Annotated in this window: 26 protein-coding genes; 13 read left to right on the top strand and 13 right to left on the bottom strand. The window is 69.0% G+C overall.

Going from position 1 to position 25,758, the window contains the following annotated elements; all coding sequences use genetic code 11:
* The first annotated feature begins 269 nt into the window (after window positions 1-269).
* Entirely contained in the window at window positions 270-1,109 is an 840-nt protein-coding gene (locus tag ACIQJ5_RS00315) for a universal stress protein (RefSeq protein ID WP_402839663.1), read from the top strand.
* Here ACIQJ5_RS00315 and ACIQJ5_RS00310 read toward each other — a convergent pair whose 3' ends face one another.
* Window positions 1,110-1,721, bottom strand: coding sequence for a M15 family metallopeptidase (locus tag ACIQJ5_RS00310; protein WP_402839661.1), 612 nt, complete (start codon window positions 1,719-1,721; stop codon window positions 1,110-1,112).
* 87 nt (window positions 1,722-1,808) lie between these two features.
* Between ACIQJ5_RS00310 and ACIQJ5_RS00305 the strand changes: the two genes are divergently transcribed.
* Together ACIQJ5_RS00305 and ACIQJ5_RS00300 are read left to right on the top strand one after the other, a co-directional pair.
* Window positions 1,809-2,474 (top strand): response regulator transcription factor, encoded by a 666-nt coding sequence (locus ACIQJ5_RS00305; RefSeq protein ID WP_231091009.1) that lies wholly within the window; start codon window positions 1,809-1,811, stop codon window positions 2,472-2,474.
* Window positions 2,471-3,568 (top strand): sensor histidine kinase, encoded by a 1,098-nt coding sequence (locus ACIQJ5_RS00300; protein WP_402839656.1) that lies wholly within the window; start codon window positions 2,471-2,473, stop codon window positions 3,566-3,568. The genes ACIQJ5_RS00305 and ACIQJ5_RS00300 overlap by 4 nt, the downstream gene beginning before the upstream one ends.
* A gap of 8 nt (window positions 3,569-3,576) precedes the next feature.
* On the opposite strand, the gene ACIQJ5_RS00295 is transcribed toward ACIQJ5_RS00300, so the two are convergent.
* Both ACIQJ5_RS00295 and ACIQJ5_RS00290 read right to left on the bottom strand, forming a co-directional pair.
* Window positions 3,577-4,596 (bottom strand): MerR family transcriptional regulator, encoded by a 1,020-nt coding sequence (locus ACIQJ5_RS00295; protein ID WP_231091011.1) that lies wholly within the window; start codon window positions 4,594-4,596, stop codon window positions 3,577-3,579.
* Between the two features lie 75 nt (window positions 4,597-4,671).
* Entirely contained in the window at window positions 4,672-5,184 is a 513-nt protein-coding gene (locus ACIQJ5_RS00290; protein ID WP_402839653.1) for a lipocalin family protein, read from the bottom strand.
* Between the two features lie 149 nt (window positions 5,185-5,333).
* On the opposite strand from ACIQJ5_RS00290, the gene ACIQJ5_RS00285 reads away from it, so the two are divergent.
* Window positions 5,334-5,690 carry a hypothetical protein gene (locus ACIQJ5_RS00285; protein WP_231091013.1) on the top strand — a complete coding sequence of 119 codons (357 nt, stop codon included), beginning with the start codon at window positions 5,334-5,336 and terminating at the stop codon, window positions 5,688-5,690.
* A 5-nt stretch (window positions 5,691-5,695) separates the two neighbouring features.
* Here the strand turns inward: ACIQJ5_RS00285 and ACIQJ5_RS00280 are convergent, their stop codons facing one another.
* Entirely contained in the window at window positions 5,696-6,319 is a 624-nt protein-coding gene (locus ACIQJ5_RS00280; protein ID WP_231091014.1) for an HAD family hydrolase, read from the bottom strand.
* Between the two features lie 147 nt (window positions 6,320-6,466).
* On the opposite strand from ACIQJ5_RS00280, the gene ACIQJ5_RS00275 reads away from it, so the two are divergent.
* A complete protein-coding gene (locus tag ACIQJ5_RS00275; protein WP_231091015.1) occupies window positions 6,467-8,065 on the top strand; it encodes an AMP-binding protein in 1,599 nt (532 codons plus the stop codon).
* A 19-nt stretch (window positions 8,066-8,084) separates the two neighbouring features.
* Here the strand turns inward: ACIQJ5_RS00275 and ACIQJ5_RS00270 are convergent, their stop codons facing one another.
* The 3 genes from ACIQJ5_RS00270 to ACIQJ5_RS00260 all read right to left on the bottom strand — a co-directional run bounded on the left by ACIQJ5_RS00270 (window position 8,085) and on the right by ACIQJ5_RS00260 (window position 11,103).
* Window positions 8,085-8,891 (bottom strand): sulfite exporter TauE/SafE family protein, encoded by an 807-nt coding sequence (locus tag ACIQJ5_RS00270; protein WP_402839646.1) that lies wholly within the window; start codon window positions 8,889-8,891, stop codon window positions 8,085-8,087.
* A gap of 130 nt (window positions 8,892-9,021) precedes the next feature.
* Complete coding sequence (locus tag ACIQJ5_RS00265) at window positions 9,022-9,609, bottom strand: flavin reductase family protein (RefSeq protein ID WP_231091017.1); 588 nt, start codon at window positions 9,607-9,609, stop codon at window positions 9,022-9,024.
* A gap of 435 nt (window positions 9,610-10,044) precedes the next feature.
* Window positions 10,045-11,103 (bottom strand): NAD(P)H-dependent flavin oxidoreductase, encoded by a 1,059-nt coding sequence (locus ACIQJ5_RS00260; RefSeq protein WP_402839643.1) that lies wholly within the window; start codon window positions 11,101-11,103, stop codon window positions 10,045-10,047.
* A 198-nt stretch (window positions 11,104-11,301) separates the two neighbouring features.
* On the opposite strand from ACIQJ5_RS00260, the gene pdxY reads away from it, so the two are divergent.
* A complete protein-coding gene (pdxY, locus tag ACIQJ5_RS00255) occupies window positions 11,302-12,153 on the top strand; it encodes a pyridoxal kinase PdxY (protein WP_402839640.1) in 852 nt (283 codons plus the stop codon).
* 9 nt (window positions 12,154-12,162) lie between these two features.
* Here pdxY and ACIQJ5_RS00250 read toward each other — a convergent pair whose 3' ends face one another.
* Window positions 12,163-12,987 (bottom strand): EamA family transporter, encoded by an 825-nt coding sequence (locus ACIQJ5_RS00250; RefSeq protein WP_402841994.1) that lies wholly within the window; start codon window positions 12,985-12,987, stop codon window positions 12,163-12,165.
* A gap of 94 nt (window positions 12,988-13,081) precedes the next feature.
* A complete protein-coding gene (locus tag ACIQJ5_RS00245) occupies window positions 13,082-14,380 on the bottom strand; it encodes a serine hydrolase domain-containing protein (protein WP_402839637.1) in 1,299 nt (432 codons plus the stop codon).
* Between the two features lie 52 nt (window positions 14,381-14,432).
* Here ACIQJ5_RS00245 and ACIQJ5_RS00240 point away from each other — a divergent pair, with 52 nt between their 5' ends.
* Complete coding sequence (locus tag ACIQJ5_RS00240) at window positions 14,433-14,765, top strand: DUF2470 domain-containing protein (protein ID WP_231091021.1); 333 nt, start codon at window positions 14,433-14,435, stop codon at window positions 14,763-14,765.
* A 62-nt stretch (window positions 14,766-14,827) separates the two neighbouring features.
* Complete coding sequence (locus tag ACIQJ5_RS00235) at window positions 14,828-15,481, top strand: heme oxygenase (biliverdin-producing) (RefSeq protein WP_402839633.1); 654 nt, start codon at window positions 14,828-14,830, stop codon at window positions 15,479-15,481.
* A gap of 56 nt (window positions 15,482-15,537) precedes the next feature.
* On the opposite strand, the gene ACIQJ5_RS00230 is transcribed toward ACIQJ5_RS00235, so the two are convergent.
* On the bottom strand, window positions 15,538-16,899 hold the full coding sequence (locus tag ACIQJ5_RS00230; RefSeq protein WP_402839630.1) for an ATP-dependent RecD-like DNA helicase: 1,362 nt from the start codon (window positions 16,897-16,899) through the stop codon (window positions 15,538-15,540).
* 177 nt (window positions 16,900-17,076) lie between these two features.
* Here ACIQJ5_RS00230 and ACIQJ5_RS00225 point away from each other — a divergent pair, with 177 nt between their 5' ends.
* The gene (locus tag ACIQJ5_RS00225; RefSeq protein WP_402839627.1) at window positions 17,077-18,141 is read left to right on the top strand and encodes a hypothetical protein; all 1,065 of its coding nucleotides are present in this window, start codon (window positions 17,077-17,079) and stop codon (window positions 18,139-18,141) included.
* Window positions 18,142-18,220: 79 nt separating this feature from the next.
* Here the strand turns inward: ACIQJ5_RS00225 and ACIQJ5_RS00220 are convergent, their stop codons facing one another.
* Together ACIQJ5_RS00220 and ACIQJ5_RS00215 are read right to left on the bottom strand one after the other, a co-directional pair.
* The gene (locus ACIQJ5_RS00220; RefSeq protein ID WP_231091025.1) at window positions 18,221-20,191 is read right to left on the bottom strand and encodes a cytochrome c oxidase assembly protein; all 1,971 of its coding nucleotides are present in this window, start codon (window positions 20,189-20,191) and stop codon (window positions 18,221-18,223) included.
* 194 nt (window positions 20,192-20,385) lie between these two features.
* On the bottom strand, window positions 20,386-20,673 hold the full coding sequence (locus ACIQJ5_RS00215; RefSeq protein ID WP_231091026.1) for an HU family DNA-binding protein: 288 nt from the start codon (window positions 20,671-20,673) through the stop codon (window positions 20,386-20,388).
* A 292-nt stretch (window positions 20,674-20,965) separates the two neighbouring features.
* On the opposite strand from ACIQJ5_RS00215, the gene ACIQJ5_RS00210 reads away from it, so the two are divergent.
* Window positions 20,966-21,838 (top strand): hypothetical protein, encoded by an 873-nt coding sequence (locus tag ACIQJ5_RS00210; protein ID WP_402839623.1) that lies wholly within the window; start codon window positions 20,966-20,968, stop codon window positions 21,836-21,838.
* A gap of 57 nt (window positions 21,839-21,895) precedes the next feature.
* On the opposite strand, the gene ACIQJ5_RS00205 is transcribed toward ACIQJ5_RS00210, so the two are convergent.
* A complete protein-coding gene (locus tag ACIQJ5_RS00205; RefSeq protein WP_402839621.1) occupies window positions 21,896-22,387 on the bottom strand; it encodes a DUF6892 domain-containing protein in 492 nt (163 codons plus the stop codon).
* A gap of 137 nt (window positions 22,388-22,524) precedes the next feature.
* Here ACIQJ5_RS00205 and mshB point away from each other — a divergent pair, with 137 nt between their 5' ends.
* The 3 genes from mshB (at window position 22,525) to ACIQJ5_RS00190 (ending at window position 25,758) form a co-directional block, all read left to right on the top strand.
* Window positions 22,525-23,433, top strand: a complete 909-nt coding sequence (gene mshB / locus ACIQJ5_RS00200) for an N-acetyl-1-D-myo-inositol-2-amino-2-deoxy-alpha-D-glucopyranoside deacetylase (protein WP_402839618.1) — start codon at window positions 22,525-22,527, stop codon at window positions 23,431-23,433.
* 1 nt (window position 23,434) lies between these two features.
* Entirely contained in the window at window positions 23,435-24,559 is a 1,125-nt protein-coding gene (locus ACIQJ5_RS00195; RefSeq protein ID WP_231091030.1) for an ROK family transcriptional regulator, read from the top strand.
* A gap of 68 nt (window positions 24,560-24,627) precedes the next feature.
* Complete coding sequence (locus ACIQJ5_RS00190) at window positions 24,628-25,758, top strand: extracellular solute-binding protein (protein WP_231091031.1); 1,131 nt, start codon at window positions 24,628-24,630, stop codon at window positions 25,756-25,758.

Here is a 25,758-nt window from a genome sequence, read left to right as displayed (position 1 = left end):
GTTTCACACGAGCCGGCGGACGCGGTGCCGAACGGGTGCGCACCGTGTCCGCGTCGGCGCAGAGTCCCCTATTGTGCACCCCGCAGGGGCCCTTGCGGCAAGGCCCCCTCCCTGGCGTATCCTGGATATAGCGGGAGGTTCCAACACCTCCCGTTCGTCGTCTGTCGAAGCCGGTGTCCATCCGTGAGCGACTCTCGTCCATATTCACGGCTCGGGGCATCGTCCCCCGTCAGCCGATGCGAGAGGCTCGTCATGAAGGGACGGGAATCATGGGCAGCAACACCATCCTCGTGGGGATCACCGACAGCGACGCGGGCCTGCGGGCCTTCGACTGGGCAGCCGACCGTGCCGCAGCGCTGGGCCAGGAGCTCCACGTCATCTCCGTCGTCGGCGGCGCCACCGGAAGCGTGGGAGATCGGGCCGCGCGCGACGAACGTGAGTTCCAGACCGAGCAGCGGCTGATGGAGATCGTGCGCCCTCGGCGCGAGGCGGGACTGTCGATTGCCACGGAGGCGATCAGCGGCGACCCCGTGCGGGTGCTGCTGGAGCGCTCGAAGGACGCCGCTCTGCTCGTGATCGGCAGCGACCGGCTGGCCGACGACCAGCGGGCTCGCGGCGAGCACGGCTCGCGCATCACGGCGGGGGCCGCCTGCCCCGTGGTCGTGGTCGCGGAGATCGTCGAGCGGGAGCGCTCGGGTGTGGTGGTGGGCGTCGACGGATCCTCGATCTCCGAGGCGGCTATCGCGTTCGCCGCCGGTGAGGCCCTTCGTCTCGGCGAGCCGCTGATCGCCCTGGGCGTGTGGACCCCGCTGCAGGCGGTCTCCAGCCCCGTGCTCATCACCAGCGAGTACAAGGCGTCGTTGCAGACCCTCACGGAGGAGACCGTCACGGCGGCCGTCGCGGGGATCCGGGACGCGCACCCGGAGCTGGACGTGCGGGTGGAGGTCGAGGCGGGATTCCCCTCGACCGTCATCCTCAGCCACGCACGCACGGCTCGTCTCGCGGTGGTGGGAAGTCACGGTCGCGGCGCGATCGCCCGTTTCCTGCTCGGATCGGTCAGCACCGAGGTGCTCGCGCGCCCCACGTCCGTCGTCGCCGTCGTCCGCTGATCAGCCCTGCAGCCGGGGGTCCTCGGTGGGATCCGCGTAGGGCACCGGGCAGGCGCCCGACTCATCCGTTCCGGTGAGCTCGAAGTGCCAGGGCTCGTTGTTGTACACGTTGCACAGCCCCCAGCGCGCTCCGTACTGCATGAGCCAGTAGTAGGCGTCGGTGAACCCGACGTCCACCGCCTCCCCCCGGACGTGCGCGGACGTCGTCGGCGTCGCGACCCAGCGCGCCGCCTCCTCGAGGCTGCCGTAGTCCGCCACGGCGTCGTCCAGCAGCTTCTGCTGATACCGCTCGGTGCGCCACCCACTCGTGACGCGGAGGTCGATGCCGTCGGACTCCGCGGCCTTCGCTGCCTCCCGCAGCGCCGCCAGCAGCTCCCGGTTCAGACCGGCGATCGCGGCCTCCGATCCGTCCGGGTCCAGCGGGTCACCGTCCGGCACCATTCCGTCGGCCTCCCCGATCTCACCGGCCGGCTCGACCTGACCCGCCACCTGCGGGCGCGGGGACAGCGCCTGTGACACCGCCGCAGCCACCACGCAGGTGATCAGCGTGAGCACGAGCGCCACGAGGGTGAGGCGGAGCAGGAACGGGGGGCGTGTCTGGGTGCGGTTCATAGTGGTCATTCCACGCGGGCGCGTGTTGCGAGGGCGTATGCCGAAATCGATACGCCCGCGATATGCCCGGGTCCGTAGGCTCGGAGCATGCGAGTACTGATCGTGGAGGACGAGCCGTTCCTGGCCGAGGCCATTCGCGACGGCCTGCGCCTGGAGGCGATCGCTGCGGACCTCGCTCTCGACGGCGACGCGGCGCTGGAGCTGCTGGCGATCAACGCCTACGACGCAGTGGTACTCGACCGTGACATCCCGGGGCCGTCGGGCGACGAGATCGCCCGCCAGATCATCGCTTCGAGCGCCGGGACGCGGATCCTGATGGCAACGGCGGCTGACCGGCTGGATGACAAGGAGAGCGGCTTCGAACTGGGCGCCGACGATTACCTCACCAAGCCGTTCGTCCTGCGCGAGCTGGTGCTGCGCCTGCGGGCACTCGCCCGCCGGCCTCGCGCCACCCTGCCGCCCGTCCACGAGGCAGCGGGGCTGCGCCTGGACACGTTCCGGCGCGAGGTCTATCGCGACGGGCGCTACATTCCCCTCACACGCAAGCAGTTCGCCGTACTGGAGGTCCTGATGAGCGCCGAGGGCGGTGTGGTGAGCGCGGAGGATCTGCTCGCCCGCGCCTGGGACGAGAACGCCGACCCGTTCACCAACGCGGTGCGCATCACGATCTCGGCGCTGCGCAAGCGCCTGGGCGAGCCCGGGCTCATCCACACCGTGCCGGGTGTGGGGTACCGCTTCGGCGAGAACGCATGAACGCCCCGTACCGCCCCCGCGGCCTGTCCATCCGCATGAAGCTCACGCTCACCTACGCGGGCGTGGCCGCCCTCGCCGGCGGGGTGATCTGGGCGGTCGCTCTGGCATACGCCGTGCGGTACGTGCCGACGGGTCCACTGAACGATGCGAACCGGGGATGGATCCCCAATCAGCAGGATCTGCTCAACGCGTTCCTCCCTCGCGCCACGCTGGCGTACGCGCTCGTCGTGCTCGCCGGCTTCATCGGAGGCTGGTTCCTCGCGGGCCGGGTGCTGCGCCCGGTGCACGCCATCACCGACGCCGCCCGGCTGGTGAGCCAGGGCTCGCTGTCGCACCGCATAGCGATGCCCGGCGCGGGCGACGAGCTGCACGACCTGGCCGACGTCTTCGACGACATGGTGGCGCAGGTGGAGGGCCGGCTCAACGAACAGCGCCGGTTCGCGGCGAACGCGTCCCACGAGCTGCGAACGCCCCTGGCGGTGACGCGGACGATGCTGGAGGTGGCGGCCACGGATCCGCAGGCGGACACCGAGCAGCTGATCCAGCGCCTGGCGAGCGTCAACGATCGCGCATCCGCCACGATCGAAGCGCTGCTGCTGCTCTCCCGCGTCGACAACACGGCCGTCACCCGTGTGCCCGCGGACCTGTCGCTGGCGGCCGAGGAGGCGCTGGAATCCGCGCTGCCCCTGGCCGAGAAGCGCGGGGTCACCCTGATCGAACGCTGCGACCCGGCCCCCGTGATCGGGGACCCGGTGCTGCTGGTGCGCCTCGCGGCCAATCTCGTGGGCAACGCGATCGCGTACAGCGGCGCGGTGGAACCGACGGTGTGGGTCTGCACGGAGACCCGTCCCGGCGCCCGTTCGGTGCTCACCGTGGAGAACACCGGGGCGGAGCTCGAGGCCGATGCCGTGGCGACGTTCACGGAGCCGTTCGCGCGCGGTGAGCGCACCGCACGTCGCGCGGAGGGCGACACCGCCGGGGTCGGGCTGGGGCTGGCCATCACGGCCTCCATCGTGCGTGCGCACGGCGGCTCGCTCCAGCTGTATCCGCGCCCCGGCGGCGGACTCTACGTGGAGGTCTCCCTGCCGTCCTGACCCGGCACTCAGTCGCGGATCTCGATGATGACCGCGGCCGCGTTGTCGGGAGCGCCGGCGTCCTGGATCGCTGCGGCGAGATCGTCCCGTGCGGCGACCACGCTGGTCCCCGCGGCCAGGATCTCCTCGATGCGCACCGTGGGCAGCGTGGCGTGCACGCCGTCGGTCGTCAGCAGCAGCCGGTCGCCGCGCACCACGCGGACGCCGGTGATGTCCGGCTCCGAATCCAGCGCTGCGGAGACGGCCCGATTGAGGACGGCCCGCCGCGGATGGAGCCGCGCCTCCTCATCGCTCAGCCGCCCCTCTTCCACCAGCGCCGCCACCTCCGAATGATCGAAGGTCAGCTGACGCAGCACGCCCTCACGCATCAGCCAGGCCCGCGAGTCGCCGAGGTGCGCGATCGTGACCACGTCACCCGCGAGCGCCATCACCGTCAGGGTGCAGCCGCTCTCCGCGTCGCCGCTGTCAGCCGCCGCGGCTGCGAAAGCCGCCTCCAGCGCATCAGCCCGGTGCCCGGCGGATCGAACGGCTCCGACCGCGCGGCGTGCGGCCGCCGCGCCGGCCGGCCCGAAACCGTCCGCCACGGCCCAGACCTCATCTCCCGCCATCACCGCATCGGCCTGGTCGGCTCGGGATCCCTGCAGCAGCAGGGTCTCCGCCTGCACCTCGGGCGTCGTCGTCGTCATCATCTCGATCTCCTGTCTGCGAAGGTCAGCGATGAGTTCGTGGACGACGACGCGCCGCGACCGCAGGTCCGCCTCGGTCTGGCGCCAGTACGACGTCAGCTCGGCGGCGGCTGCGGCCGCGGGCAGATCGGTGATGGTGCGGATGCGTGCCAGCGGGACGCCGACACGGCGCAGCGCCGCCACCAGCCGTGCCCGCTCCACCTGCTCCGGCGCATAGCTGCGGTACCCCGTGAGCGGATCGACCGCCACGGGGGCGAGCAGGTCGAGCCGGTCGTAGATCCGCAGCGCCTTCGGGGTGAGCCCGGTCAGTGCGGCGAACTCGCCGATCGTGAATCGCGCCATGTCCTCTTCCTCATCGCGTCGGCGAAAGACCGCCGAAACACGAGGATCAGCCCTGCCCCAGGGGCAGACGCAAGCTCATTCGACCATGTCGTCGGTGACGCGTCCGCCGGTCTGCAGCGTGTGGATCCACCCCGACAGGTCGAAGCCCTGCCGCTGCGCCTCCATGAGGAACTCCGACTCCACCTCGCCGGAGAGTCGCGGCGTGCGCGAGAGCAGCCACAGGTGCTTGCGATCGGGCGTGCCCACCAGCGCGACGGTGTAGTCGGGGTCGATCTTCAGCACCCAGTAGTCACCCTCCGTGAAGGGGAGCCACCGCAGCGCCTGCGGCAGGAACGAGACCTTGAGACGGCTGAACGCGCCGCCGGTCGGCCGCGCGACCCCGACGGCCTGGCGCGGACGGGCATCGCCGTCGAAGGAGCGGTTGTCCACCCGGACCGTGCCGTCGTCCTGCAGGGTGTACTCCGCCGTGACGTCCGCACCATCGGTGGGCTCCTGCAGCAGCGGGAGCCTGCCGATCTCGTACCAGAGCCCCGCATACCGAACCAGATCCGCCGCATCCACGGCCGTCACGTCGATCTTCTCCGCCATGATCACTCCTCACGTCTTCGTTGTCCGAGCCTAGGTCGTGCATCGTGCACGTGCACAAGACGCGACAGCGTTGCGCCCCACTCCCACCCCACCGTCAGGTTCGTGCATCGTTCATCCCACGGACTCTCACACCCGCTACGCTCCCCGGCATGTCGATGGAGCACGTGGGACCGGCGACCACACTGGCGCGTGGGCTGCGCCGGCTCGAACCCGACGACTGGCGCCGGATCGAGGCCGCAGCATTCCACGCCGAACCCGAGGTGCTGGACTGCCTCGACAGCGATCCGCACCCGCAGCGCCACCGGCGCTGGCTCAGCACGAGGCGCCGGCCCACCGCCCTCGCGACGCGGCTGGCAGCTCTTCCGGCGCAGCGTCTCGCCGCCATCCGTGAGGATCTCCTCCGCGCCATCGCGGATCTCCGCAACCGCCAGCTCATCGACGACGCCACCGCCGTTCGCGCCGCCGAGGCCCCGCCCGGTCACCTCGGCCTGCGGCTGTCGTCCTAGCCGGCTCAGAGCAGATCGAGAAGACTCCGCAACTCGCCGATGCGGTCCGCCTGGGCATCGGCGAGATGCTGATGTCCGCCGCCGAAGTGCACGAAGCGCGCGCCGAGCGCGTGAGCGATGTCGCGATCGTGATTCGTGTCGCCCACCATCAGCATGTCCGCCGGATCCACCCCGGCTCGATCCACCCACGCGGCGATGACGTCGTGCTTGGACGCGGCGTACGGGTCGGTGATGCTGAGCACCGCCTCGAACCGATCGGCCAGTTCGAAGGGCCGCAGCTGCTCGTGGAGGAGATCGGACAGCGTGGCCGACGCCAGCACCTGGCGGACCCCGCGCTCATCCAGCAGCCGCATGGTCTCGCGCGCGTCCGGTCGCAGCTGCGCCGTGCGCGCCGAGGAGTCGAGCACACGGAGATACAGATCGGCAGCATCACGGAACTGCGCGGGGGTGATGCCCTGGCGCGCGTAGAAGTCGGCGACGGGGAAGCCGAAGCTCGCCCGATACGCCTCGACATCGGCGATCGTCGCGAGCCCGTAGGCCGCGAGCACATGGTTCATGGCCCCCAGGCAACGGTCCACGTCGTCGAGCAGGGTGCCGTTCCAATCCCAGCAGACCACACGCACGACCATTCCCCGACCCTAGTGGACCCGCCGGCGCACCGACGATCGGACGGATGAACGTGCACATTTTCGTGCCGCCGACGGGTCGAATCCGCCGCCTGACGTGCTTGAATCCTGGGTAGCGGCACCGAGGCCGCCTGAACGATGGAGTTCCCTGTGTTCGAGAGCACCTTCCCCGACGTGGACATTCCCGATGTCAGCGTCTACGACTATCTCTTCGCCGACCTCACCGACGAGGACGCCGCCCGCATCGCGTTCATCGACCCGGCCACGGGCGCCGAGACCAGCTATGGCGCACTGCGCGGCCAGATCGACGCCTTCGCCGGCGCGCTGGCGGCCCGCGGCGCGGGCGTGGGCACGACCCTCGCCCTGCTGAGCCCGAACATCCCGGCGTTCGCCACGGTGTTCCACGGCGCGCTGCGTGCAGGTGTCACGGTCACCACCGTCAACGCGCTGTACACGGCGGACGAGATCGCGCACCAGCTGCGGGATGCCGGCGCCACGTGGCTCGTCACCATCTCCCCCTTCCTGGCCCAGGCGAAGGCTGCCGCCGCGGAACACGGCATCGACGATGACCACCTCGTCGTCATGGACGGCGCGGACGGCCACCCCAGCCTGCGCGACCTGCTCGTCGAGCAGCGACCCGCCCCCGACGTCACCTTCGACCCCGCCACCCACATCGCGGTGCTCCCGTATTCGTCGGGAACCACGGGACTTCCCAAGGGCGTGATGCTGACGCACCGGAATCTGGTCGCCAACGTCCAGCAGGCGGACACCCTGCTCGATGTGTCCGCCGAGGACCGCGTGCTGGCCGTGCTGCCGTTCTTCCACATCTACGGCATGACGGTGCTGCTGAATCTGGCGCTCATCCAGCGCGCGGCGCTGGTGCCGATGCCCAAGTTCGACCTCGTCCAGTTCCTCGAGCTGATCCAGAAGCACCAGTGCACCTACGTCTTCGTGGCACCGCCCATCGCCGTGGCGCTCGCGAAGCACCCGATCGTCGACCAGTACGACATCTCGAGCATCCGGATGCTGTTCTCCGGCGCTGCGGCCCTGGACGGCGACACCGCGACGCTCGCCGCGACGCGCGTGAACTCCAAGATCCGGCAGGGCTACGGCATGACCGAGATGAGCCCGGCCTCGCACATGATCGGCTTCGACGACGAGATCAGCCCGATCAGCTCCATCGGCCGCCTCGTTCCCAACATGCAGTGCAAGCTCGTGGACGCCGAGACCGGTGCGGAGCTCACGGAGTTCGGGGAGGACGGCTTCACCGAACCCGGTGAGATGTGGCTGCGCGGCCCGAACGTCATGGTCGGCTACCTCAACCGCCCCGACGCCACCGCGGAGACGCTGGACGCCGACGGCTTCCTGCACACCGGTGACATCGCCAAGGCGCACCGCGACGGCTATTACACGATCGTGGATCGCCTGAAGGAGCTCATCAAGTACAAGGGGTACCAGATCGCCCCCGCCGAGCTGGAGGCCCTGTTGCTCCAGCACCCGAAGATCATGGACGCTGCGGTGATCGGCGTGGACGATGAGGATCACCAGGAGATCCCGAAGGCGTTCGTGGTGGCGGCTCCGGACTCGGGTCTCACCGCGGAGGACGTGATGTCGTTCGTCGCCGAGCACGTCGCGCCGCACAAGAAGGTCCGCCGCGTCGAGTTCATCGAGGCGGTGCCGAAGTCGTCCGCCGGCAAAATCCTGCGCAAGGACCTGCGCGCTCGCGAGCGCGCAGCCGCCGCGTCCTGAGCAGGCCCGGAACGTCGCCTCAGCCCGCCAGGGCCGGGGCGACGTTCTCGTTCCACACGTCGAAGCCGAGCTTGATGATCAGCACCGAGACGACGATGAGGAACGCCGCGCGGATGAAGCCGGTACCGCGGGCGATCGCCATCCGTGAGCCCAGATAGCCTCCCGCCATGTTGGCGACGCCCAGCCCGATGCCCAGGGCCCAGATCACCGATCCGTGCGGGATGAACAGCAGCAGCGCACCGAGGTTGGTGGCGACGTTGACGATCTTCGATTTCGCGCTCGCCTGCAGGAAGTCATAGCCGAGCAGGCCCACTAGAGCGATCACGAGGAAGCTGCCCGTGCCGGGGCCGATCATCCCGTCGTAGAAGCCGATCGCAGCGCCCACGCCGATTGCGATCGCGTAGTGGCGGTGGCCGTGGAAACGCAGCGCCGCCTCGCGGCCCAGCTGCGGGCGCACGGCGGTGATCACCGCGACCACGATGAGGGCGATGATGATGATCGGCTTGAACGCCGACGATGGCAGCACGGTGGCGACGAAGGCGCCGCCCAGCGATCCGCACAGCGCGACGAAGGCCATCGGCAGTGCGGTGCGCAGGTCCGGTTTCGCGCGCCGGTAGAAGGTGACAGCGCTCGTGGTGGTCCCGAAGATCGAGGCGAGCTTGTTGGTGGCCAGCGCCTGCACCGGGGCGAGACCGGGCACGAGCAGCAGAGCGGGCAACTGCAGTAGCCCGCCTCCGCCCACGACCGCATCGATCCAGCCCGCGGCGAAGCCCGCGAGCACGATGAGGATGAGGGTTCCCCAGGTCAGTTCCTCGACGCCCAGCACCCCTCGACCCTATCGCCGTCTCGCACGGCCCCCGGTCGCGACGGAGGTCGTGCTTTCATCGCGCGCACATCGCTCGAATTCACCCCGAATGGGAGCCATTTGCGCGCTATGAACGGCTTCGGGACTCCGGCTACGCCGGGGGACGCGTGGTGGGAGCGTCGATGGCGGAGTGGTCGCCGAGACGATGCCAGCGACGGTTGACGTACGCGAGGGAATCCGTGGTGTCGCCCGCGGTGATGTCGCGGTTCATCCCCACCTGCAGCACCCGTGCCGCGATCACCGTGGATCCATCGGCGTCGATGGTGTCGATGATCTGGCAGCGCAGCCACGCCCGCACCCCGTGGAACACGGTCTCGCCGGTGGACAGACGCGTCCACGACTCGGTGTCGGCGAAGCGGTCGATCCCCTTGGTGGCGCCGATCTGGGCGAGTTCCAGATCCTGGGCATCGAGGAGGTGCACCACGACGGTGTCGGCCTCGACGATGACCTTCGTGGCGGAGGAGAGCGTCGTGACGGAGAACATGAGCAGCGGCGGGTCGGCGTTCACCGATGCGACCGAGGTCGCCGTCAGTGCCACAGGTCCCGCTCCGGCGTCCGCCGTGATGACGGCGACGCCACCCGGGTGCCCGCGAAACGCGAGCTTGAACAGCTCGGCCGTCACCTCGGCGTCCACATGGGGCGCGTCCGCGTGCAGCTGATCGGGAAAGTCCGGACTCATACTTCGACCGTATCCCCGCCCGGACCCCGCGGGATCGATCCATCGTCAAATCCCGTCACGAAGCCCTGCGGGACTTCCCTTTGCGGGCGAGAGTGCCCGCGTTGCGCCGGTTCTCGCCCACGTTCGGAACGTCCCGCGGCCACGCCGGGGCGACAGGGACGGCGGGGACGATGCCAGGAACGACTGCGACGGCGGGGACGACAGCGACGCCAGGACGACAGCGACGGCGGGGACGACAGCGACGGCAGGACGACAGCGACGCCAGGGACGACAGAGACGCCAGGGACGACAGCGACGGCGGGGACGATGCCCGGGCGGGACGGTGAGGCGACGGATCACGGGCACCGTCGAGCAGCGCGGCGACCGGCGGTCTGATGACGACGCGGTCTGATGACGACGCGGTCTGATGACGGCACGGTCTGATGGCGGCGCGGTTCAGTGTGGGAGGCCGGCGGCGAGCTCGGCGAACACGTCCGCGGCAGAGGGGGCCGGCGACGACGAGGCCAGCAGCGACGCCCCCTGCCCCGCCCACAGCGACAGCAGCTCTCCGCGGTCGAGTTCGGCGGCACGCGAGCGGAAGCGGCCGGTGAGCCAGTTCTGCGCGGGGAACGGGGCGATGGACTCGCCGGTTTCGATGGCCGAGACGGCGACGTTTCGCACCCCGCGTGCGAGGCGACCGCTCATCGCGCGGGTCAGCACGGTTCCCGACTCGGCCACGCCCGCGAGCGCGGCGCGGTGCGAGGCCGGCGCGGCAGACTCGGCCGCGCGCAGGAACGCCGTCCCGATCTGGACCCCCTCGGCGCCGAGCGCGAACGCCGCGGCGACCCCGCGACGATCGGCGATCCCGCCCGCCGCGATCACGGGCACTGAAACCGCGTCGGTGACAGCCGGCACCAGGGCGATCGTCCCGATGAGCGATTCCTCGGCGGGTGCCAGAAACGAGACCCGGTGCCCTCCGGCCTCCGGCCCGGTCGCCACCACGGCGTCCACTCCGGCACGTTCCAGGAACACCGCTTCGGCCGGGGTGGTGGCGGTACCCACCACGACGATGCCGGCCTCGTGGAGGCGCTCCATGGTCTGCCGGTCCGGCACGCCGAACACGACGCTGAGCACGGCGGGGCGGGCCGCGATCACGGCCTCGAGCTGCTCGTCCACATCGGGCAGGAACCGCGCCGGACGCTCGGGCACCTCCAGCCCCACCTGTTCGAACAGCGGGGCGAGGGCGGTTGTCGCCGCCTCCCAGTCGACGTCGTCCGGCGAGACCTCGTCGCCCGTGGGCATCCACAGGTTGAGGGCGATGGGCCGATCCGTCCGCGCCCGCAGCTCGGCCGCGGTGCGGGTGATCCGGTCGGCGTCGTAGCCGTAGAGACCATAGGAGCCGAGGCCGCCCGCATTGCTCACCGCGGCGGTGAGCTCCACCGATGACAGCCCGCCGAAGGCCCCGAGGACGATCGGCGAGTCGATTCCGAGCAGGGCAGGCAGTCGCGACGTCATGCCCTCACGCTACGCCTCCCGCCCTCGTCAGCGCCCCTGCCCTCCGTCTGGTCTCACTTCCTGCTGTCCGTGCTCCGGCGCCATACGTTTTCTGAGACCACGCGCGGCCGTGGTCTCAGAAGATACCGAGATCACCGGCGGCATCCGCAGTTCGTGAGACCGGCGCAGGGTGTGCGCGACGAGTGGGATCATGGAGGGATGAAGATCCTCTCGATCCAGTCCGCGGTCGCCTACGGGCACGTCGGCAACTCCGCGGCCGTCTTCCCGCTGCAGCGGATCGGCGTCGAAGTGCTCCCGGTACCCACCGTCAACTTCTCCAACCACACCGGCTACGGCGCATGGCGCGGCCCCCTGCTGGATCCGGAGCAGGTCCGAGACATCATCACCGGCATCGAGGAGCGGGGCGTGTTCGGCGGCATCGATGCCGTGCTGAGCGGATATCAGGGCGGGGAGGGCATCGGTGACGTCATCCTCGACGCCGTGGCCCGCGTGAAGGCGGCCAACCCCGATGCGCTGTACGCGTGCGACCCCGTGATGGGCAACGCCAAGTCGGGATGCTTCGTAGCCCCCGCGATCCCGGTGCTGCTGCGCGAGAAGGTCGTACCGGCGGCGGACATCATCACCCCGAACCAGTTCGAGCTGGGCTTCCTCACCGGCACCGAACCGGACACGCTCGAGTCCACCCTCGCCTCCGTCGACGCCGCGCGCGCGATGGGCCCCTCCATCGCCCTGGTCACCAGCGTGGAGCGCTCGGACCGGCCCGAAGGCACGATCGAGATGCTCGCCGTGGACGACTCTGGTGCATGGATCGTGCAGACTCCGCACCTGCCGATGAAGGCCAACGGCTCGGGCGATGTGACGGCAGCGCTGTTCACCGCCCACTACCTGGAGACCCGCTCGGCGGCCACCGCACTCGCGCGCACGGTGTCGAGTGTCTTCGATCTGCTGCAGAACACCCTCGACTCCGGCGAGCGCGAGCTGCAGCTCGTCGAGTCGCAGGAGGCCTATGCACACCCGCGCCTGCAGTTCGAGGTGACGCAGGTCCGCTGATCCGGCGCCTCAGCCCACGGGTTCCGCCGGAGGCACGGCCTTCGGCGGACTCGTGATCACGGCGCCGATCGAGGCGAGGATCACGAGGACCACTCCCGCGATCTCCAGCAGGCTCAGGTGCTGCCCCAGCAGCAGGAATCCGGCCAGTGACGCGGTCGCCGGCCCGAGGCTCATCAGAATGGCGAAGACCGAGGCCGGCAGCCGGCGCAGCGCGATCATCTCCAGCGTGTAGGGGATCGTGGAGCTCAGCAGAGCCACCGCAAGGCCGAGGCCGAGCACCTCCGGGCGCAGCAGCACCTCGCCCGCCGAGGCGATGCCGAAGGGCAGCGCGATGACGGCGCCGAGGCTCATCGCGAGCGCGAGACCATCCAGCTGGGCGAATTCCGCTCCCACCCGCGCCGAGGCGAGGATGTAGCACGCCCAGCTGACGGCTGCGTCGAGCGCGCAGATCACACCGACCGGGTTGAGCGAGTCCCACCCGCCGCCACCGAGTGCGATCACGCCCAGGAGGGCGATGCCCGCCCACACCCACGCGGATCGGCGTCGAGCCGCGAGAATCGACAGCGCGAGCGGGCCGAGCACCTCGATCGTCACGGTGACGCCCAGGCTCAGTTCGGCCAGCGCCAGATAGAACAGCCCGTTCATGAACGCCAGGGCGAGCGCGAAGAACACCACGGAGCGCCACTGCGCGGCGGTGCGTCCCCGCACGGTGGGACGGGCGATCGCGAGCAGGACGATGGCGGAGAAGAACAGGCGCAGGGCCACCATGCCGAGCGGGCCCACCTGAGGGAAGACCATCACGGCGATCGCGGCACCGCACTCCTGGCCGATCATCCCGGCACAGACGAGGGCGATGGCGGAGCTGGACCCGCCTCGCTTCACGGGAGTGTCACCGCGGGCGCGTCATCGCACCCGCTGATGCGGTGGGTCATCCCTGCGGCTGCGGGCACATGGCCCGGGCGGCGAGCGGCTGGATCATCTCCTCCACCGTCCACGGCATGCCGGTGTCGGGTGCGGTCTGCCCGCTCGCGGCGGGCGCCTTCGAGGCGACGGCAGCCAGCGCGAACGCCACGGACTGGGCGATGTCCGCGCCCGCCGTGCCGTTGTTCAGCGCCACCGCCACGGTCAGTCCCGTCGTGGGGTCGGAGAAGGCGGCAGTGGAGTACCCGGGCGCCGCACCCTTCTGCCCGACGAGACTTCCCGCGAACAACGACCCGCCCTTCGCGGAGTACCAGCTGGGACCGTCCGCCGAGACGGCGAGAGGGTTCTCGAAGCGTTCCGCCGGCATCGTCTTCTTGTCGCTCTTCGATGCCACGGCGATCGCATAGCGGCCGAGATCCGTGATCGTCGAGGTGACGCCGCTGTCGGTGAATCCTGCGCTGGAGGAGGACTCGGTCACATCGATCGAGGCGTCGCACGCACGCATGCCGCTCTCGGTGAGGGGAGAGTACAGGCCCTGCAGAGCGGGCGCCGGGGTGGGATCGGCACCGACGACGTCGGGAAGCTGCGTGGACGCGAGCGCCAGCGGCGCGGTGACGTACTTCGCGTAGAGCTCGGACGCGTTCAGCCCGGAGGCCTGCTGCAGGGCCATGCCGAGCAGCAGGTAACCGGTGTCGGCTCCGTCATAGGCGGCGCCCGGCTCGCCACGGCCGGCCAGGCTCAGCCCGAAGCTCGCGAGTTCGCGCGGCTGCCACACCCGGTCGAGGGTGTCGTAGTTGGACTCGCGCAGAGAGCCGGGGACGTTCGGGAGTCCGGAGGTGCCGTCGCACAGCATCCCGAGGGTGATGCCGTCGTATGCAGCACCAGGGATGCCCACCACATAGGTGTTCACGGCGTCGTCGAGCTTGACGATGTGATCGTCGACCATGCCGTGCAGCACGTCGCACGTCATCTCACGCGTGATGCCTCCCACACGGAAGGACATGTCGGCGGAGACGTCGGCCCCCTGGGCGTCGGTGCCGATGCCGGCCACCCAGCTGCCGGACCAGGGGACCCACACGCCGACGATGGCACCGGTTGCGCCGTACTGAGCAGCGGTGTTCGTGACGATGTCGGTGAGCTGTGAAACGGTCTCGGCGGGAAGCTTGCCGTCGGCGAGGGCCGGGACGTCCACCTTCGCCGTCTCTCCCGAGGTGCAGCCGGCCAAGACGGTCATCGCGAGCACCGATGCCACGGCCGCAGCCGCGGCGCGTCGCATCGCGCGGGCGCGCGGAACTGTACGGATCACAAGGAGCAGTCTATGCAACCGCCCGTGAGCGGGCCGAGCGTACGCTGAGAGGGTGACCCACCAGTTCGACTCCTCCGTCATCACCGCCGTGCTCGCGCACATGAACGACGACCACACCGCCGACAACCTCGTTATCGCGCATGCGTTCGGCGCCCCGGAAGCCACCGCGGTGGAGATGACCGGTTTCGATGGCGACGGCTCGGACTGGAGCGTGCAGACGCCGGACGGCACCCGTGCGCTGCGCATCGCCTGGCCGGACGGTCCCATCGATGAGCGGCCGGCCGTACGGCAGCAGGTCGTGGCACTGTACGTCGCCGCATGCAAGGTCATGGGAGTGAAGCCCCGGCGCGCCGAAGGCCCCGGCCCCGGAACGCATCAGCACTGACCCATCCTGGGAACAACCTTCATCTGATGTGAAGGTTTTTAGGTTTGCCTTACACTTGCCGTATGGCCGACATCATCTCCCTCTCCACCGCCATCCGCGAGCGCTCTCACGGTGCGCACTCCGACAGTGAGGGGGCGGGCTTCATGTCCGCACTGATGCGCGGACAGGGCACCCGCGAGGACTACATCGCCCTCGTCGCGCAGCACTACTTCATGTACGAGGCGCTGGAGGCTGCCACCGAGCGCATGCGGCACGATCCCGTCGCGGCCACGTTCATCAGCGAGAAGCTGACCCGCATGCCGGCGCTCGAGGCGGATCTCGAGTTCCTGCTCGGACCCGACTGGCGTACGCAGATCGAGCCCCTCCCGGCCACGCGCCGCTACGTGGACCGCATCAACCAGGTCGGCAGCACCTGGGTGAGCGGGTTCGTCGCGCACCACTACACCCGCTACCTCGGCGACCTGTCCGGCGGACAGTTCATCGGAAAGGTGATGGCCCGCCAGTTCGGCTTCGAGACCAATGGCATCGGCTTCTACATCTTCGGCGACATCGCCGACCCGTCCGCTTTCAAGGACACCTATCGCGAGCAGCTGGATGCGGCTCCGTGGGACGACGCCGAGAAGGAGCGAGTCATCGAGGAGGTCCTCGTGGCGTACCAGTTCAACACCGATGTTTTCGTGGACCTGCAGCGCGCGAAGGAATCCGCCGCCGCCTGACACCTTTCATTGCGCGCACATTGCTCCCCCCACCGGCCAGGGGAGCCATGTGCGCACTATGAAGCGGGAGTTCCCCGATGCGCGTTCATCATGAATCGACGCACATCCGGGTCCACCCGAATGTCGCTGGGGCGCAGTGGACGTGAGAGATACAGCCCGTCGAGCGAGGTCAGCCGGCTCAGCGCGACATAGGTCTGCCCGGGCGCGAACGCGCCGGAGCCGAGATCGATGATCGCGCGGTCGTACGTCTTTCCCTGCGATTTGTGGATGGTGACCGCCCACGCCAGGCGCAGCGGGAACTGGGTGAACTCCGCGACGATCTCCCGGTTGAGCTTCTTCGATCCGGGGTCGTAGACGTATCTATAGCGCTCCCACACCACCGGCTCCACGTCGAACTCGTCGCCGTCCACGTCCACCCGCACGCTATCGCCCGAGATGGCCGTCACCGTTCCGATCGTGCCGTTGACGTAGCGCGGCGGCTCCGGGAAGGCCTGGGTGTCGTTGCGCAGGAACATCACCTGCGCGCCGATCTTGAGCTTGAGTTCCGCGTCGGCCGGATAGTTCGCCTCACCACGGCCGAAGTCGCCGTTGATCTCCGCGACCGCGGTCTGCTCCCGCCCATTCAGCGCGGCGAGGTGGCGCGCATTGATGCGGTTGACGATGTCGTTGCGGGTGGCGAGCGTGATGATCGGCTCATCCGCATCCTCCGGAGGCACGCGTGCGCCCGTGCGATTGAGCACGCCCGCGATGTCGGCGGTCACGCGTCCGTAGCGCACCGCGTTCAGCATCGCCTTGAACCCGTCGTCGGACTGCCGGTGGATCTCCACCAGCTCGCGCACGTGCAGTTGGGCGCCGTGGCGGCCGAGATCGAGCAGGCCGTCCGCACCCGGGTCCTCACCGGACCAGACATGCGCGTCGAAGAACCAGAACGAGCGGTAGTGGTCGTCGACGTACCGCTGCTCGTCCCCGCGCGGAGGCACCGGGGCGAGCTGATACGGATCACCGAACATGACCACCTGCACCCCGCCGAACGCCTCGCCCCGCCGGCCCCGCGCCTGTCGCAGGGAACGATCCATCGCGTCCATGAGATCGGCGTTCACCATGGAGACCTCATCGATGACGAGGGTGTCGATGGCGTTCAGGATCTTGCGCGTGGCGTCGTTCTGCTCGATCTCCCCGTCGGCGATGAGACCGATCGGCAGCCGGAACAGGGAGTGGATCGTCTGCCCCTCCACGTTGAGCGCGGCGACCCCGGTGGGGGCGCACACCGCGATCTGCTTGGAGGTGTTCCAGGCGAGGTGCTGCAGCAGCGTGGACTTTCCCGTACCCGCACGGCCCGTCACGAACACATGCTCCCGGGTGTCCTCGATCAGCCGGAAGAGGGCTTCCTGCTCGGCGGACAGGGACGGGACGCTCACATGACTCCTCGGTGGCGATGATGGGTGTGTCGCGTGCCGGTGACCCCGCGCTCCGCGATCCGGACGACCCTTCCATCGTAGGATCCCGGAGGCTGCGGCATGCCCCACCACGGCTGGGGAGATATCGATACGGTCCCATCACGGCGGTTTCGCACCGTGCCTTCCTAGACTGGCAGGGTGGGATTTCGGGTCAGGGGAGATGGCGATCGCCAGCGTCCTCTCGCGATGGATCTCACGCTCATCGCCGTCGCCGTGGTCGTCGTGGCGGCCGCGGGGGTCGTCGGCTACCGGGCCGCCTACCAGTCGCTCTACAGCCCCAGCGCTTTCGTGGTCAACTACCTCGATCTGCTCGCCGGTGGCCGCGCAGCCGATGCCCTCCAGGTGCCGGGCGTCGGCATCGACTCAGCGGATCTGGAAGCTGCGGGCGTGGACGTCGCAGCCTCGGATGCGCTGCTACGCAGCACGGCACTCGCTCCGCTCACCGACGTGCACGTCGTGGACGAACAAGCGGATGGCGACATCACCCGGGTACACGTGGAATATCAGGCCGGCGGGAACGCGGGAAGCACCGTGTTCGAGGTGCAGCAGGACGGGTGGATCGGGTTCCTGCCGTCCTGGCGCTTCGCGAAGACGCCGCTCGCCGTGGTGGATCTGACGGTCCTCGGCGCCATGCAGTTCACGGTCAACGGGTTCACGATGGACAAGCGCCAGGTCTCGGCGGCGGGTGTGGATGCCGATCCGGCTGCCCCCGTGCCGCTGCTGGTCTTCACGCCCGGGCTCTACTCCATCTCCGTGGACACCAGCATCTCGGCCACTCCCGGCGTCGCCGTCCTGGCCGATTCACCGCTCACGCAGCTGCCGATCGAGGTGCAGGCCCAGCCCACCACGAGCTTCGTGCAGGTGGTGCAGGAAAAGGTCGACGCCTTCCTCACCCAGTGCGCCGAGCAGCAGGTGCTCCAGCCCACCAGCTGCCCGTTCGGACGGTTCGTCCAGAACCGCATCGACGGACCGCCCACCTGGAGCATCGTGAAGATGCCACAGGTCACGGTACTGCCCTCCGGGGAGAACTGGATCATCCCGAACACCGAGGGCACGGCACACATCGAGGTGGACGTCACGATGATCGCCGACGACACCAAGCAGCACCTCAGCGAGGATGTCCCGTTCGTGATCAACGGGACGATCACGATCCTCCCCGACGGGCGCGCCTCGATCGTGGTCACGGGACCCGACACCCGCTGACGTCCGCGTCGCGAAACGAGGAGAACGACGCCGGCGCGAGGGCATCACGCCGGAATCGTCCTCGTTTCGGCGGATTCTCCTACTTCTGATCCACGCTGTCGCGCTCGGCGAGGCGAGCCAGGCGTGCGTTGTATTCGGCCAGCTCCTGATCGCCCGTGCGATCGGCGTGCCGATCGCTGCGCTTCTGGGCACGGGCGTCGGACCGGCTCCACTGGATGGCCACCGTGATGGCGACGATCAGCGTGGGGATCTCGCCGATCGACCACGCGATGCCGCCGCCGATGTACTGGTCGTCCATCGGAGTGGGACCCCACGGACGCGCCATCGAGCCGTACCACTCGGCCACCATCAGCCCGGTGTTCATCATGATCGCCATGCCGAAGAACGCGTGCATGGCGGCCACCGCGATGAGGGTGATCAGTCGTCCGGCGTGCGGGAAGCGGTAGGGGATCGGGTCCACGCCGATCAGCGACAGCACGAACAGATACCCCGAGATCAGGAAGTGGACGGTCATCCACTCGTGGCCGAGGTGGTCGTACAGCGACCAGCGGAACAGATCGGTGAAGTAGAACACCCACAGCGAGGCGACGAAGATCGCCGCAGCGACGATCGGATGCGTGATGATGCGCGAGAACGGCGAGTGCACGGCCCACAGGATCCACTCGCGGCCGCCACGGGTCCCGTCGGTGCGCTTGTGGATGGTGCGCAGCGCCAGCGTGACGGGAGCACCGGCCACCAGGCACAGCGGGATCGCCATCGTCAGGAGCATGTGGCCCAGCATGTGCACGCTGAAGAGGTAGTCGCCGTAGGCGTTCACCGGACCACAGGTCACCCACAGCAGCAGGAGCAGCCCGACGAACCAGAGAACGGTGCGATAGATGGGCCAGGAGTCCCCGCGACGGCGAAGTCGCACCACGCCCGCGATGTAGAAGAAGGCACCGAACATGATGGCCAGCGCCCAGAGGATGTCGACGTCCCACTGGGTGAGCCAGCGCATGGGGGTGAGCTCGGGGGGCAGATCCGAGCCGGTCATGATGCGTGCGGGCGTCTGCACCGGGGTCGGAGCGAGACCTGTCGGCGGCTCGGAGCGGGCGAGCGCAGCGGCGATCCCGCTCGCGAGCCCCATGAGCGCGAGCTCCACGGCGACGAGCGTCCAGAACGGTCCGCCCGTGCTGTCGGCCCCGCCCTGAGCGATGAGCCGGCGGCGATACATCGCACCGGCCACGCCGAGCAACACCAGCAGCGCGGTCTTCGCCAGCACCAGGATGCCGTACGGGGTGGCCAGCGCCGACCAGTCGCCGACGGCCACGTAGGCGCGCACGACGCCCGAGAGCGTGACCACGATGAACGACACCAGCGCGAGCGTGGAGTAGCGGTAGAGCACATCGACCATGCGCTTGCGCATCAGCGGCCGGATGATCACCAGGGTGAGCAGGCCACCGACCCAGACCGCGGCACCGACGGTGTGCAGCACCATCGCCGTGAGCGTGATGGTGTGGTTGGCGAGGTCACCGGAGTGACCCTGGGTGGCCATCGGAACCATCGCCGCGATCGCGAGCGCCGCCGTCACGGCGGAGACGAACCAGCCGCGAGCGGCGAAGGCGAGCACGGAGATGGCCGCTCCCGCGAGCGTCGTGATCAGCCAGGTGATACCGGCCTCGGTGCCCAGGAAGCGGCCGAGGGTGCTGCCGAACGTGTCATCGAGGGAGATCGGGGCCCCTACGGCACTGGCAGAACTGAAGATGCCGACGGTGGCGGCCGCGGCCGCGAACACGGCAGCGGAGATGGAGGTCACATCCAGCGCACGCTCGAAGGACTTCTGGCCGGGCTTCAGCGCGAACAGCGCGATCACCACGGATCCCACCATGCCCGCACCCGAGAGGTTCACGACCAGCTTGGCGATCGGGATGCCCCACCGCACCACAGGACCGGCGTCGGCCAGCAGCAGTGGCGCGGCGCCGCCGCCGAATCCCAGCGCCCAGAGCACGCCGACGAGCGCGGTGGCGGCGAGGATGATCGGACCGATGAGGCGGAGGGAGCGGGAATCCACCCCACCAGCCTAGGCTCGCGGCCTGGGAGCCACTGCCGAGGACGGAATCAGCGACAGCGGTTGTCTCCGGCGCAGGATCATGCGCCGAAATCATGACGGAAGGAGCGAATCCCTCATGCTTCCAGCGCACGATCATGGATTCGCGAAAACGCGAAGGGGCGGGGTGCGTGATGCACCCCGCCCCTTCGACGGAATTACTTGACGGCAGCCTTGAGCTTGGAGCCAGCGGTCACCTTGACGCGCTTGCCGGCCGGGATCTTGATCTCGGCGCCGGTCTGCGGGTTGCGGCCGGTGCGAGCAGCCGTGTCGACCTGCTCGAACGCGATCCAGCCCGGGATCGAGACCTTGGCGCCCTTGGCGACGGCCTCGGAGACGGTGGAGAAGAGAGCGTCGAGCACACCCGAAACAGCAGCCTGGCTCTGACCGGTGGCGCTGGCGATGCTCGCGACGAGCTCGGTCTTGGTGATGGACTTGTCAGCCATGTGATGATCCTCCAGCGGCGAGGATCGCCGCGTCGTGAGTTGTTCACCCCGGAGGCGGAAGCCCCCGGAGAGTCGTTCGACCGGGATGAGAGTATCAACCGCACCCCCGAAAACGCGGAAATACGCGGGTTTCACCCCCTTTTTTCCGCGATTCGCGAAAAAAAGGGGGTCAAAACGGTCTCGATCGTTGCGCTGAGCCGGATTTCTCCAGGGTTTCGGGCCCGATCGGGCACAATGTGGATGGTCGTCGTATCGATGACCGCGTCCCGCCCCATTGCTTCTGGAGGACCCCGTGGCCGAGCAGCGCCCGAAGAAGAAGGTCGTCGAGTCGACCGTCGAGACCCCTGCCGCGGATGCGTCGGCTCCCACCTGGCGCCCGACAGCCGAGGCGAAGAGCAAAGCCACGCGCTTCCGGATCATCGCAGCCGTGCTCTGGGCGCTCGCCATCGCCGGCGAGGCGTTCGCGATCTTCTGGGTGCTCCGCCAGAACCCCGTCATCATGTGGCTGCTCATCGTGATGTTCGTGGTGATCGGCGCGCTGGCGATCACCGGCGGTCAGCTCTGGAAGAAGGCGAACGACCTCGATCCCGCCTCCCGCAAGGATCCGGTGCGCTTCTTCGTGCAGAACCAGCTGGGCGCGATCATCTCCGTGGTGGCGTTCCTCCCGCTCATCATCCTGGTGTTCACGAACAAGAACATGACGGGCGGACAGAAGGCCCTGGCCGGGATCATCGGTATCGTGATCGCCGGTGCGGCGGTGGCCTCGAACATCGACTACTCGCCCGCATCTCAGGAGGAGTACGCGAACCAGGCCGGTCTAGTGCAGGACATCACCGGCAGCGACAAGGTGTACTGGACCACGTCCGGCTCGGTCTACCACCTGTGCCAGGAGGCGTCGGCGGTCAACAAGGAGTCGGCGGACAACACCATCCACGCCGGCACGATCGCCCAGGCCCAGGCCGACGGCAAGGCCCGCCTGACCCTGCAGCTCCCGCAGGAGCTGAAGGAGTGCGGCTACACCGACTACGTGCTCCCCGACAACTGGCAGGCCGTGGTCAAGGGCGAGGCACCGTTCGTCCCGTCCGGCGAGGTGGCTCCCGCGGTCGAGCCCACCTCGGACGGCTCCGAGACTCCGGTGGCACCGGCTCCCTCCGCCACCAACTGACGTCAACGCCACGGGCCCCGCACTCCGGTGCGGGGCCCGTGGCGTTGACGTCGGGCTTCAGACGATCCGGATCCCGCGCTTCGCCAGCGCATCTCGCGCGGCCGCCGAGAGCATGGCCTCCGGATCCGAGACCTCCGCCAGTGCGGGCAGCTGATCGAGATCGCGGTCGGTGAGCTCCTCGATGTCGAAACGCGCGTCATCGGCGCCCCAGCGGGGATCGAGCTGACGAAGGACCTCGTTCGTGCGGGAGAACCGCAGCATCGCCACCTCAGCAACGAGGGCGGCGGGCAGCCGATAGCCGCGGAACCAGTCCTCCACCGGGGCGCCGGGGTGCAGGCTCGCGGGCATCGTGAAGGCGGGCAGCACCGCACCCTCGTCGTACATGAGGCGCTGCATCACGGCGAGCTTCAGAGGGAAGGAGCGCAGCCGCGCCGGAGGCGGACCGGCTTCGGAACGAGGGCCGCCCGGCTCCGCGGCCACGTGCGTCGGCACGCTCGGCGTGACGCCCGCCGGGGCGCTCGGTCGGCGGAAGAGGTCTCGCAATCCCATGGAGCGATTCTCCTCCGCGATTGGTAACGATTGAGGAATTAGCAGATCAGACATTTATTTTCTCGCCTGTCTTAACCATATTCTTTCTGCCAGAATCAAATTCACACCCCTCATCGACCTGATCGAAGGAGATCCCGATGTCTGCGCAGACCGCCGCCGGCCGAGCACGAGTCCTGCTCGCGCACGCCCACCCCGACGACGAGAGCTGCGCCACCGGAGGAACCATCGCGCGCCTTCTCAGCGAGGGCGCAGCGGTCACCGTCGTCACCTCCACCCAGGGCGAGCAGGGCAAGATCGCGGTCCCCGAACTCGCCCACCTGCACGTGGACCAGGACGATGCGCTCGGCCCGGAGCGCGCACGTGAGCTCGCCGACGCCATGTCAGCACTGGGAGTCACCGATCATCGTTACCTGGGGGGCGCCGGCCACTTCCGCGACTCCGGCCGCATGGGCATCGCGGCCAACGACCGCCCCGACGCCTTCTGGCAGGCCGATCTCGATGAGGCGGGCGCGATGATGGCGGCGATCATCCGGGAGACCCGTCCCCACGCGGTCATCACCTACGACACCAACGGCGGATACGGCCACCCCGATCACATCCAGACTCACCGGGTTGCGATGCGGGGTGTGGAGCTCGCCGAGGACGCGAACGCCGACGTCGCGGACGAGCCCTGGCGGGTTCCGCTGGTGTACTGGACAGCCGTGCCGCGTGAGCTCATCGTGGCCGAGCTGACCGAGCTCGCCCAGCACGCCGACGAGCTCGGACTGTGGGTGGACCCCGATCCCGCCGAGTACCCCGACGGCGTCCACGACGACGCCGAGATCGATGTCGAGTACGACGTCGCGGATGTGCTCGATCTCAAGGCCGCGGCCCTGGACCGCCACCGCACGCAGCTCACGGTGAAGGGCCCGTACTGGGTCCTCGCCTCGGGACGCGGCATGCGTATCCAGGACCGGGAGTGGTTCATCCGGGTGCGCGGCGGGCATCGCACGTCCGACACCTACGAGAGCGAGCTGATCCCCGCATCCGTGATCGCGGCGGGCTGAGATGCCCCGGCCCACCCTTGCCGTCGCCGACCGCCGTGCCCAGCGCGCTGCGGTGGTCGGCGCGCTCCATGACGGGCGCATGAGCCGCTCGCAGCTGGTGGAGCGCTTCGGCGTCAGCGGCGCGCTCATCACCCGCGTGGTGCGCGGCCTGCTCGATGACGGCCTGGTCCGCGAGCTGGGCGTGCAGACGCCGAGTGTCGGGCGCCCGCCGATGCAGCTGGAACTCTCCCGCGGCTACGGGGCTCTCATCGCCGTCTCCTGCACCGCCGATGGCGTGCAGATCCGCAGCAGCGATCTGCATCGAAAGCCGCTGCGCGAACTGGCCTCCCCCGACGGCAGCGCACCGCCCAGCCCTGAGGCACTCGTGGACCTCATCGGCGCCGTGACCGCTCGCACTCCCTCGCTGATGGGTATCGGCGTGGCCGTCCCCGGTGTGGTCGATGCCGACACCGGCGACGTGAGCGAAGCGCCGGACCTCGGCTGGAGCGGCACCGTGCCGCTGCGTGCGATGCTCGCGGAGCGCTTCCGCGTGCCGGTCACGATCGACAACGACGTGAACCTCATGGTGACGGCCGAGCGCCAGACGCTGCCCGATCCCATCCGTCGCAACGCGGTGTACCTCTATCTCGGCGCACGAGGAATCGGCGCCGGCCTCGTCGCAGGCGACCGGCTGGTTCGCGGATCCCACGGCGGTGCGGGAGAGATCGGGCTCATCCCCCTCGGACTCGGCGGCGCCGAGCTGTCGGACTTCGAGGACAACGTGTCGACCATGGCGATCGCGGCCCGCCTGGATGCGGCCGGCCACCACATCACCGGTCCCGTGATCCCGGCGCTGCTCGATCTGGCCGATGCCGGAGACGAGTTCGCCATCGCCGTACGCCGCGACATCATCGCGGCGTTCGCTCATGCGGTCACGCTGATGACCGCGATCCTCGACCCGGCAGCCGTGCTCCTCGGCGGCCACGCCCGCTCCTTCCGGGAGTCCGAGCGAGCGGAGATCGCCGCCTCCCTCGGATCGCACCTGCCTTTCCGGCCCGAGGTGATGTTCGCCCAGCACGGCCCCGCCGCCGTGCTGGATGCGGCACGCGATCGGTGCTGGCGCAACGTGCTCGCGGGAGGCCTATGAAACGACCCCGCTCCCCCAGCTTCACCGTCCCCAACCCGACAACAGACATCGAAAGACAAGGAAGTCACATGGCACTCAACCGACTGCCTCGCCTGATCGCAGGCGTGGCGTTCACCGCCGCAGCAGGCCTCACCCTCGCCGGATGCGCCGGCGACGTCGCTCCCGCCGAGAACACCGGCACTCCGGAGGCCGGCGCCAGCAGCGCCGCTCCCGAGGGCACCACGGCTCCCTCCGATGGCCTCACGATCCTCACCGGTCGTGACAAGGACGAGGTCGCCTGGGTCGTCAGCGAGTTCGAGAAGGAGTTCCCCGCATACGCGGGCAAGGTCCAGACCGTCATCGCGGGCGCCCAGGACAACCTCGACCGCATGCGCGCCGAGGCAGGGAACCCCCAGGCCGGATTCCTCTGGGGAGGCACCCAGCAGCAGTTCGAGCAGGCCGCGGCCGAGGGTCTCCTCGCGTCGTACACGCCGAAGTCGGACTCCGCCGTGCCCGACAAGTACAAGGATCCGAACCACCAGTGGATCGCCGAGATGCTGCTGCCGGAGGTGATCATCTACAACTCCAACCTGCTCACCAAGGACACCGCCCCGCAGGACTGGGCCGACCTCGGCAAGCCGGAGTGGAAGGACAAGATCGTCATCCGCGACGTCATGGCCTCCGGCACGATGCGCACCATCTACGCATCGATCGTCTACTCGTCGTTCGCCAAGGACGGCTCGCCCGACGCCGGTTACGAGCTGCTGAAGCAGATCGACGCCAACACCGTCTCGTACGCGGCGAACCCGGACGACATGTACACGCAGCTGGACCAGGGCACGGGTCAGGTCACGGTGTGGAACATGCAGGACGCGCTCATCCAGCCGCTGAAGAACAACCGGCCGTGGGGCTACATCATGCCCTCCTCGGGCGCTCCGGTGCTGGTCGACGGTGTCGGAATCATCAAGAACGACAAGCAGGAGGCCGCGGCGAAGGACTTCATGGACTTCCTGATGGACCCGACCATGCAGGCCAAGCTCGCCACCGACTATTACCAGATCCCGGCGATGGACATCCCGACCGATCAGCAGCCCGATTGGATGAAGGCCGACGGCTTCAACATCAACGAGGCGAAGATCGACTGGAAGGTGTTCGCCGAGCACCAGGACGAGTGGATGACGTACTGGGCTGACAACATCAAGGGCAAGGGCAACAGCTGA

It is taken from the genome of Microbacterium sp. GXS0129 (genome assembly GCF_044769785.1).
GTDB lineage: Bacteria > Actinomycetota > Actinomycetes > Actinomycetales > Microbacteriaceae > Microbacterium > Microbacterium nymphoidis.
Note: the sequence above shows the minus strand (reverse complement) of the source record. Positions and strands in the feature narration are given on the sequence as shown.

Bases quoted from the DNA above. Each gene is read 5' to 3' on its own strand.
- ACIQJ5_RS00315 (WP_402839663.1), top strand. From the start codon at position 270: ATGGGCAGCAACACCATCCTCGTGGGGATCACCGACAGCGACGCGGGC.
- ACIQJ5_RS00310 (WP_402839661.1), bottom strand. From the start codon at position 1,721: ATGAACCGCACCCAGACACGCCCCCCGTTCCTGCTCCGCCTCACCCTC.
- ACIQJ5_RS00305 (WP_231091009.1), top strand. From the start codon at position 1,809: ATGCGAGTACTGATCGTGGAGGACGAGCCGTTCCTGGCCGAGGCCATT.
- ACIQJ5_RS00300 (WP_402839656.1), top strand. From the start codon at position 2,471: ATGAACGCCCCGTACCGCCCCCGCGGCCTGTCCATCCGCATGAAGCTC.
- ACIQJ5_RS00295 (WP_231091011.1), bottom strand. From the start codon at position 4,596: ATGGCGCGATTCACGATCGGCGAGTTCGCCGCACTGACCGGGCTCACC.
- ACIQJ5_RS00290 (WP_402839653.1), bottom strand. From the start codon at position 5,184: ATGGCGGAGAAGATCGACGTGACGGCCGTGGATGCGGCGGATCTGGTT.
- ACIQJ5_RS00285 (WP_231091013.1), top strand. From the start codon at position 5,334: ATGTCGATGGAGCACGTGGGACCGGCGACCACACTGGCGCGTGGGCTG.
- ACIQJ5_RS00280 (WP_231091014.1), bottom strand. From the start codon at position 6,319: ATGGTCGTGCGTGTGGTCTGCTGGGATTGGAACGGCACCCTGCTCGAC.
- ACIQJ5_RS00265 (WP_231091017.1), bottom strand. From the start codon at position 9,609: ATGAGTCCGGACTTTCCCGATCAGCTGCACGCGGACGCGCCCCATGTG.
- ACIQJ5_RS00260 (WP_402839643.1), bottom strand. From the start codon at position 11,103: ATGACGTCGCGACTGCCTGCCCTGCTCGGAATCGACTCGCCGATCGTC.
- pdxY (WP_402839640.1), top strand. From the start codon at position 11,302: ATGAAGATCCTCTCGATCCAGTCCGCGGTCGCCTACGGGCACGTCGGC.
- ACIQJ5_RS00250 (WP_402841994.1), bottom strand. From the start codon at position 12,987: ATGATCGGCCAGGAGTGCGGTGCCGCGATCGCCGTGATGGTCTTCCCT.
- ACIQJ5_RS00235 (WP_402839633.1), top strand. From the start codon at position 14,828: ATGGCCGACATCATCTCCCTCTCCACCGCCATCCGCGAGCGCTCTCAC.
- ACIQJ5_RS00215 (WP_231091026.1), bottom strand. From the start codon at position 20,673: ATGGCTGACAAGTCCATCACCAAGACCGAGCTCGTCGCGAGCATCGCC.
- ACIQJ5_RS00205 (WP_402839621.1), bottom strand. From the start codon at position 22,387: ATGGGATTGCGAGACCTCTTCCGCCGACCGAGCGCCCCGGCGGGCGTC.
- mshB (WP_402839618.1), top strand. From the start codon at position 22,525: ATGTCTGCGCAGACCGCCGCCGGCCGAGCACGAGTCCTGCTCGCGCAC.
- ACIQJ5_RS00195 (WP_231091030.1), top strand. From the start codon at position 23,435: ATGCCCCGGCCCACCCTTGCCGTCGCCGACCGCCGTGCCCAGCGCGCT.
- ACIQJ5_RS00190 (WP_231091031.1), top strand. From the start codon at position 24,628: ATGGCACTCAACCGACTGCCTCGCCTGATCGCAGGCGTGGCGTTCACC.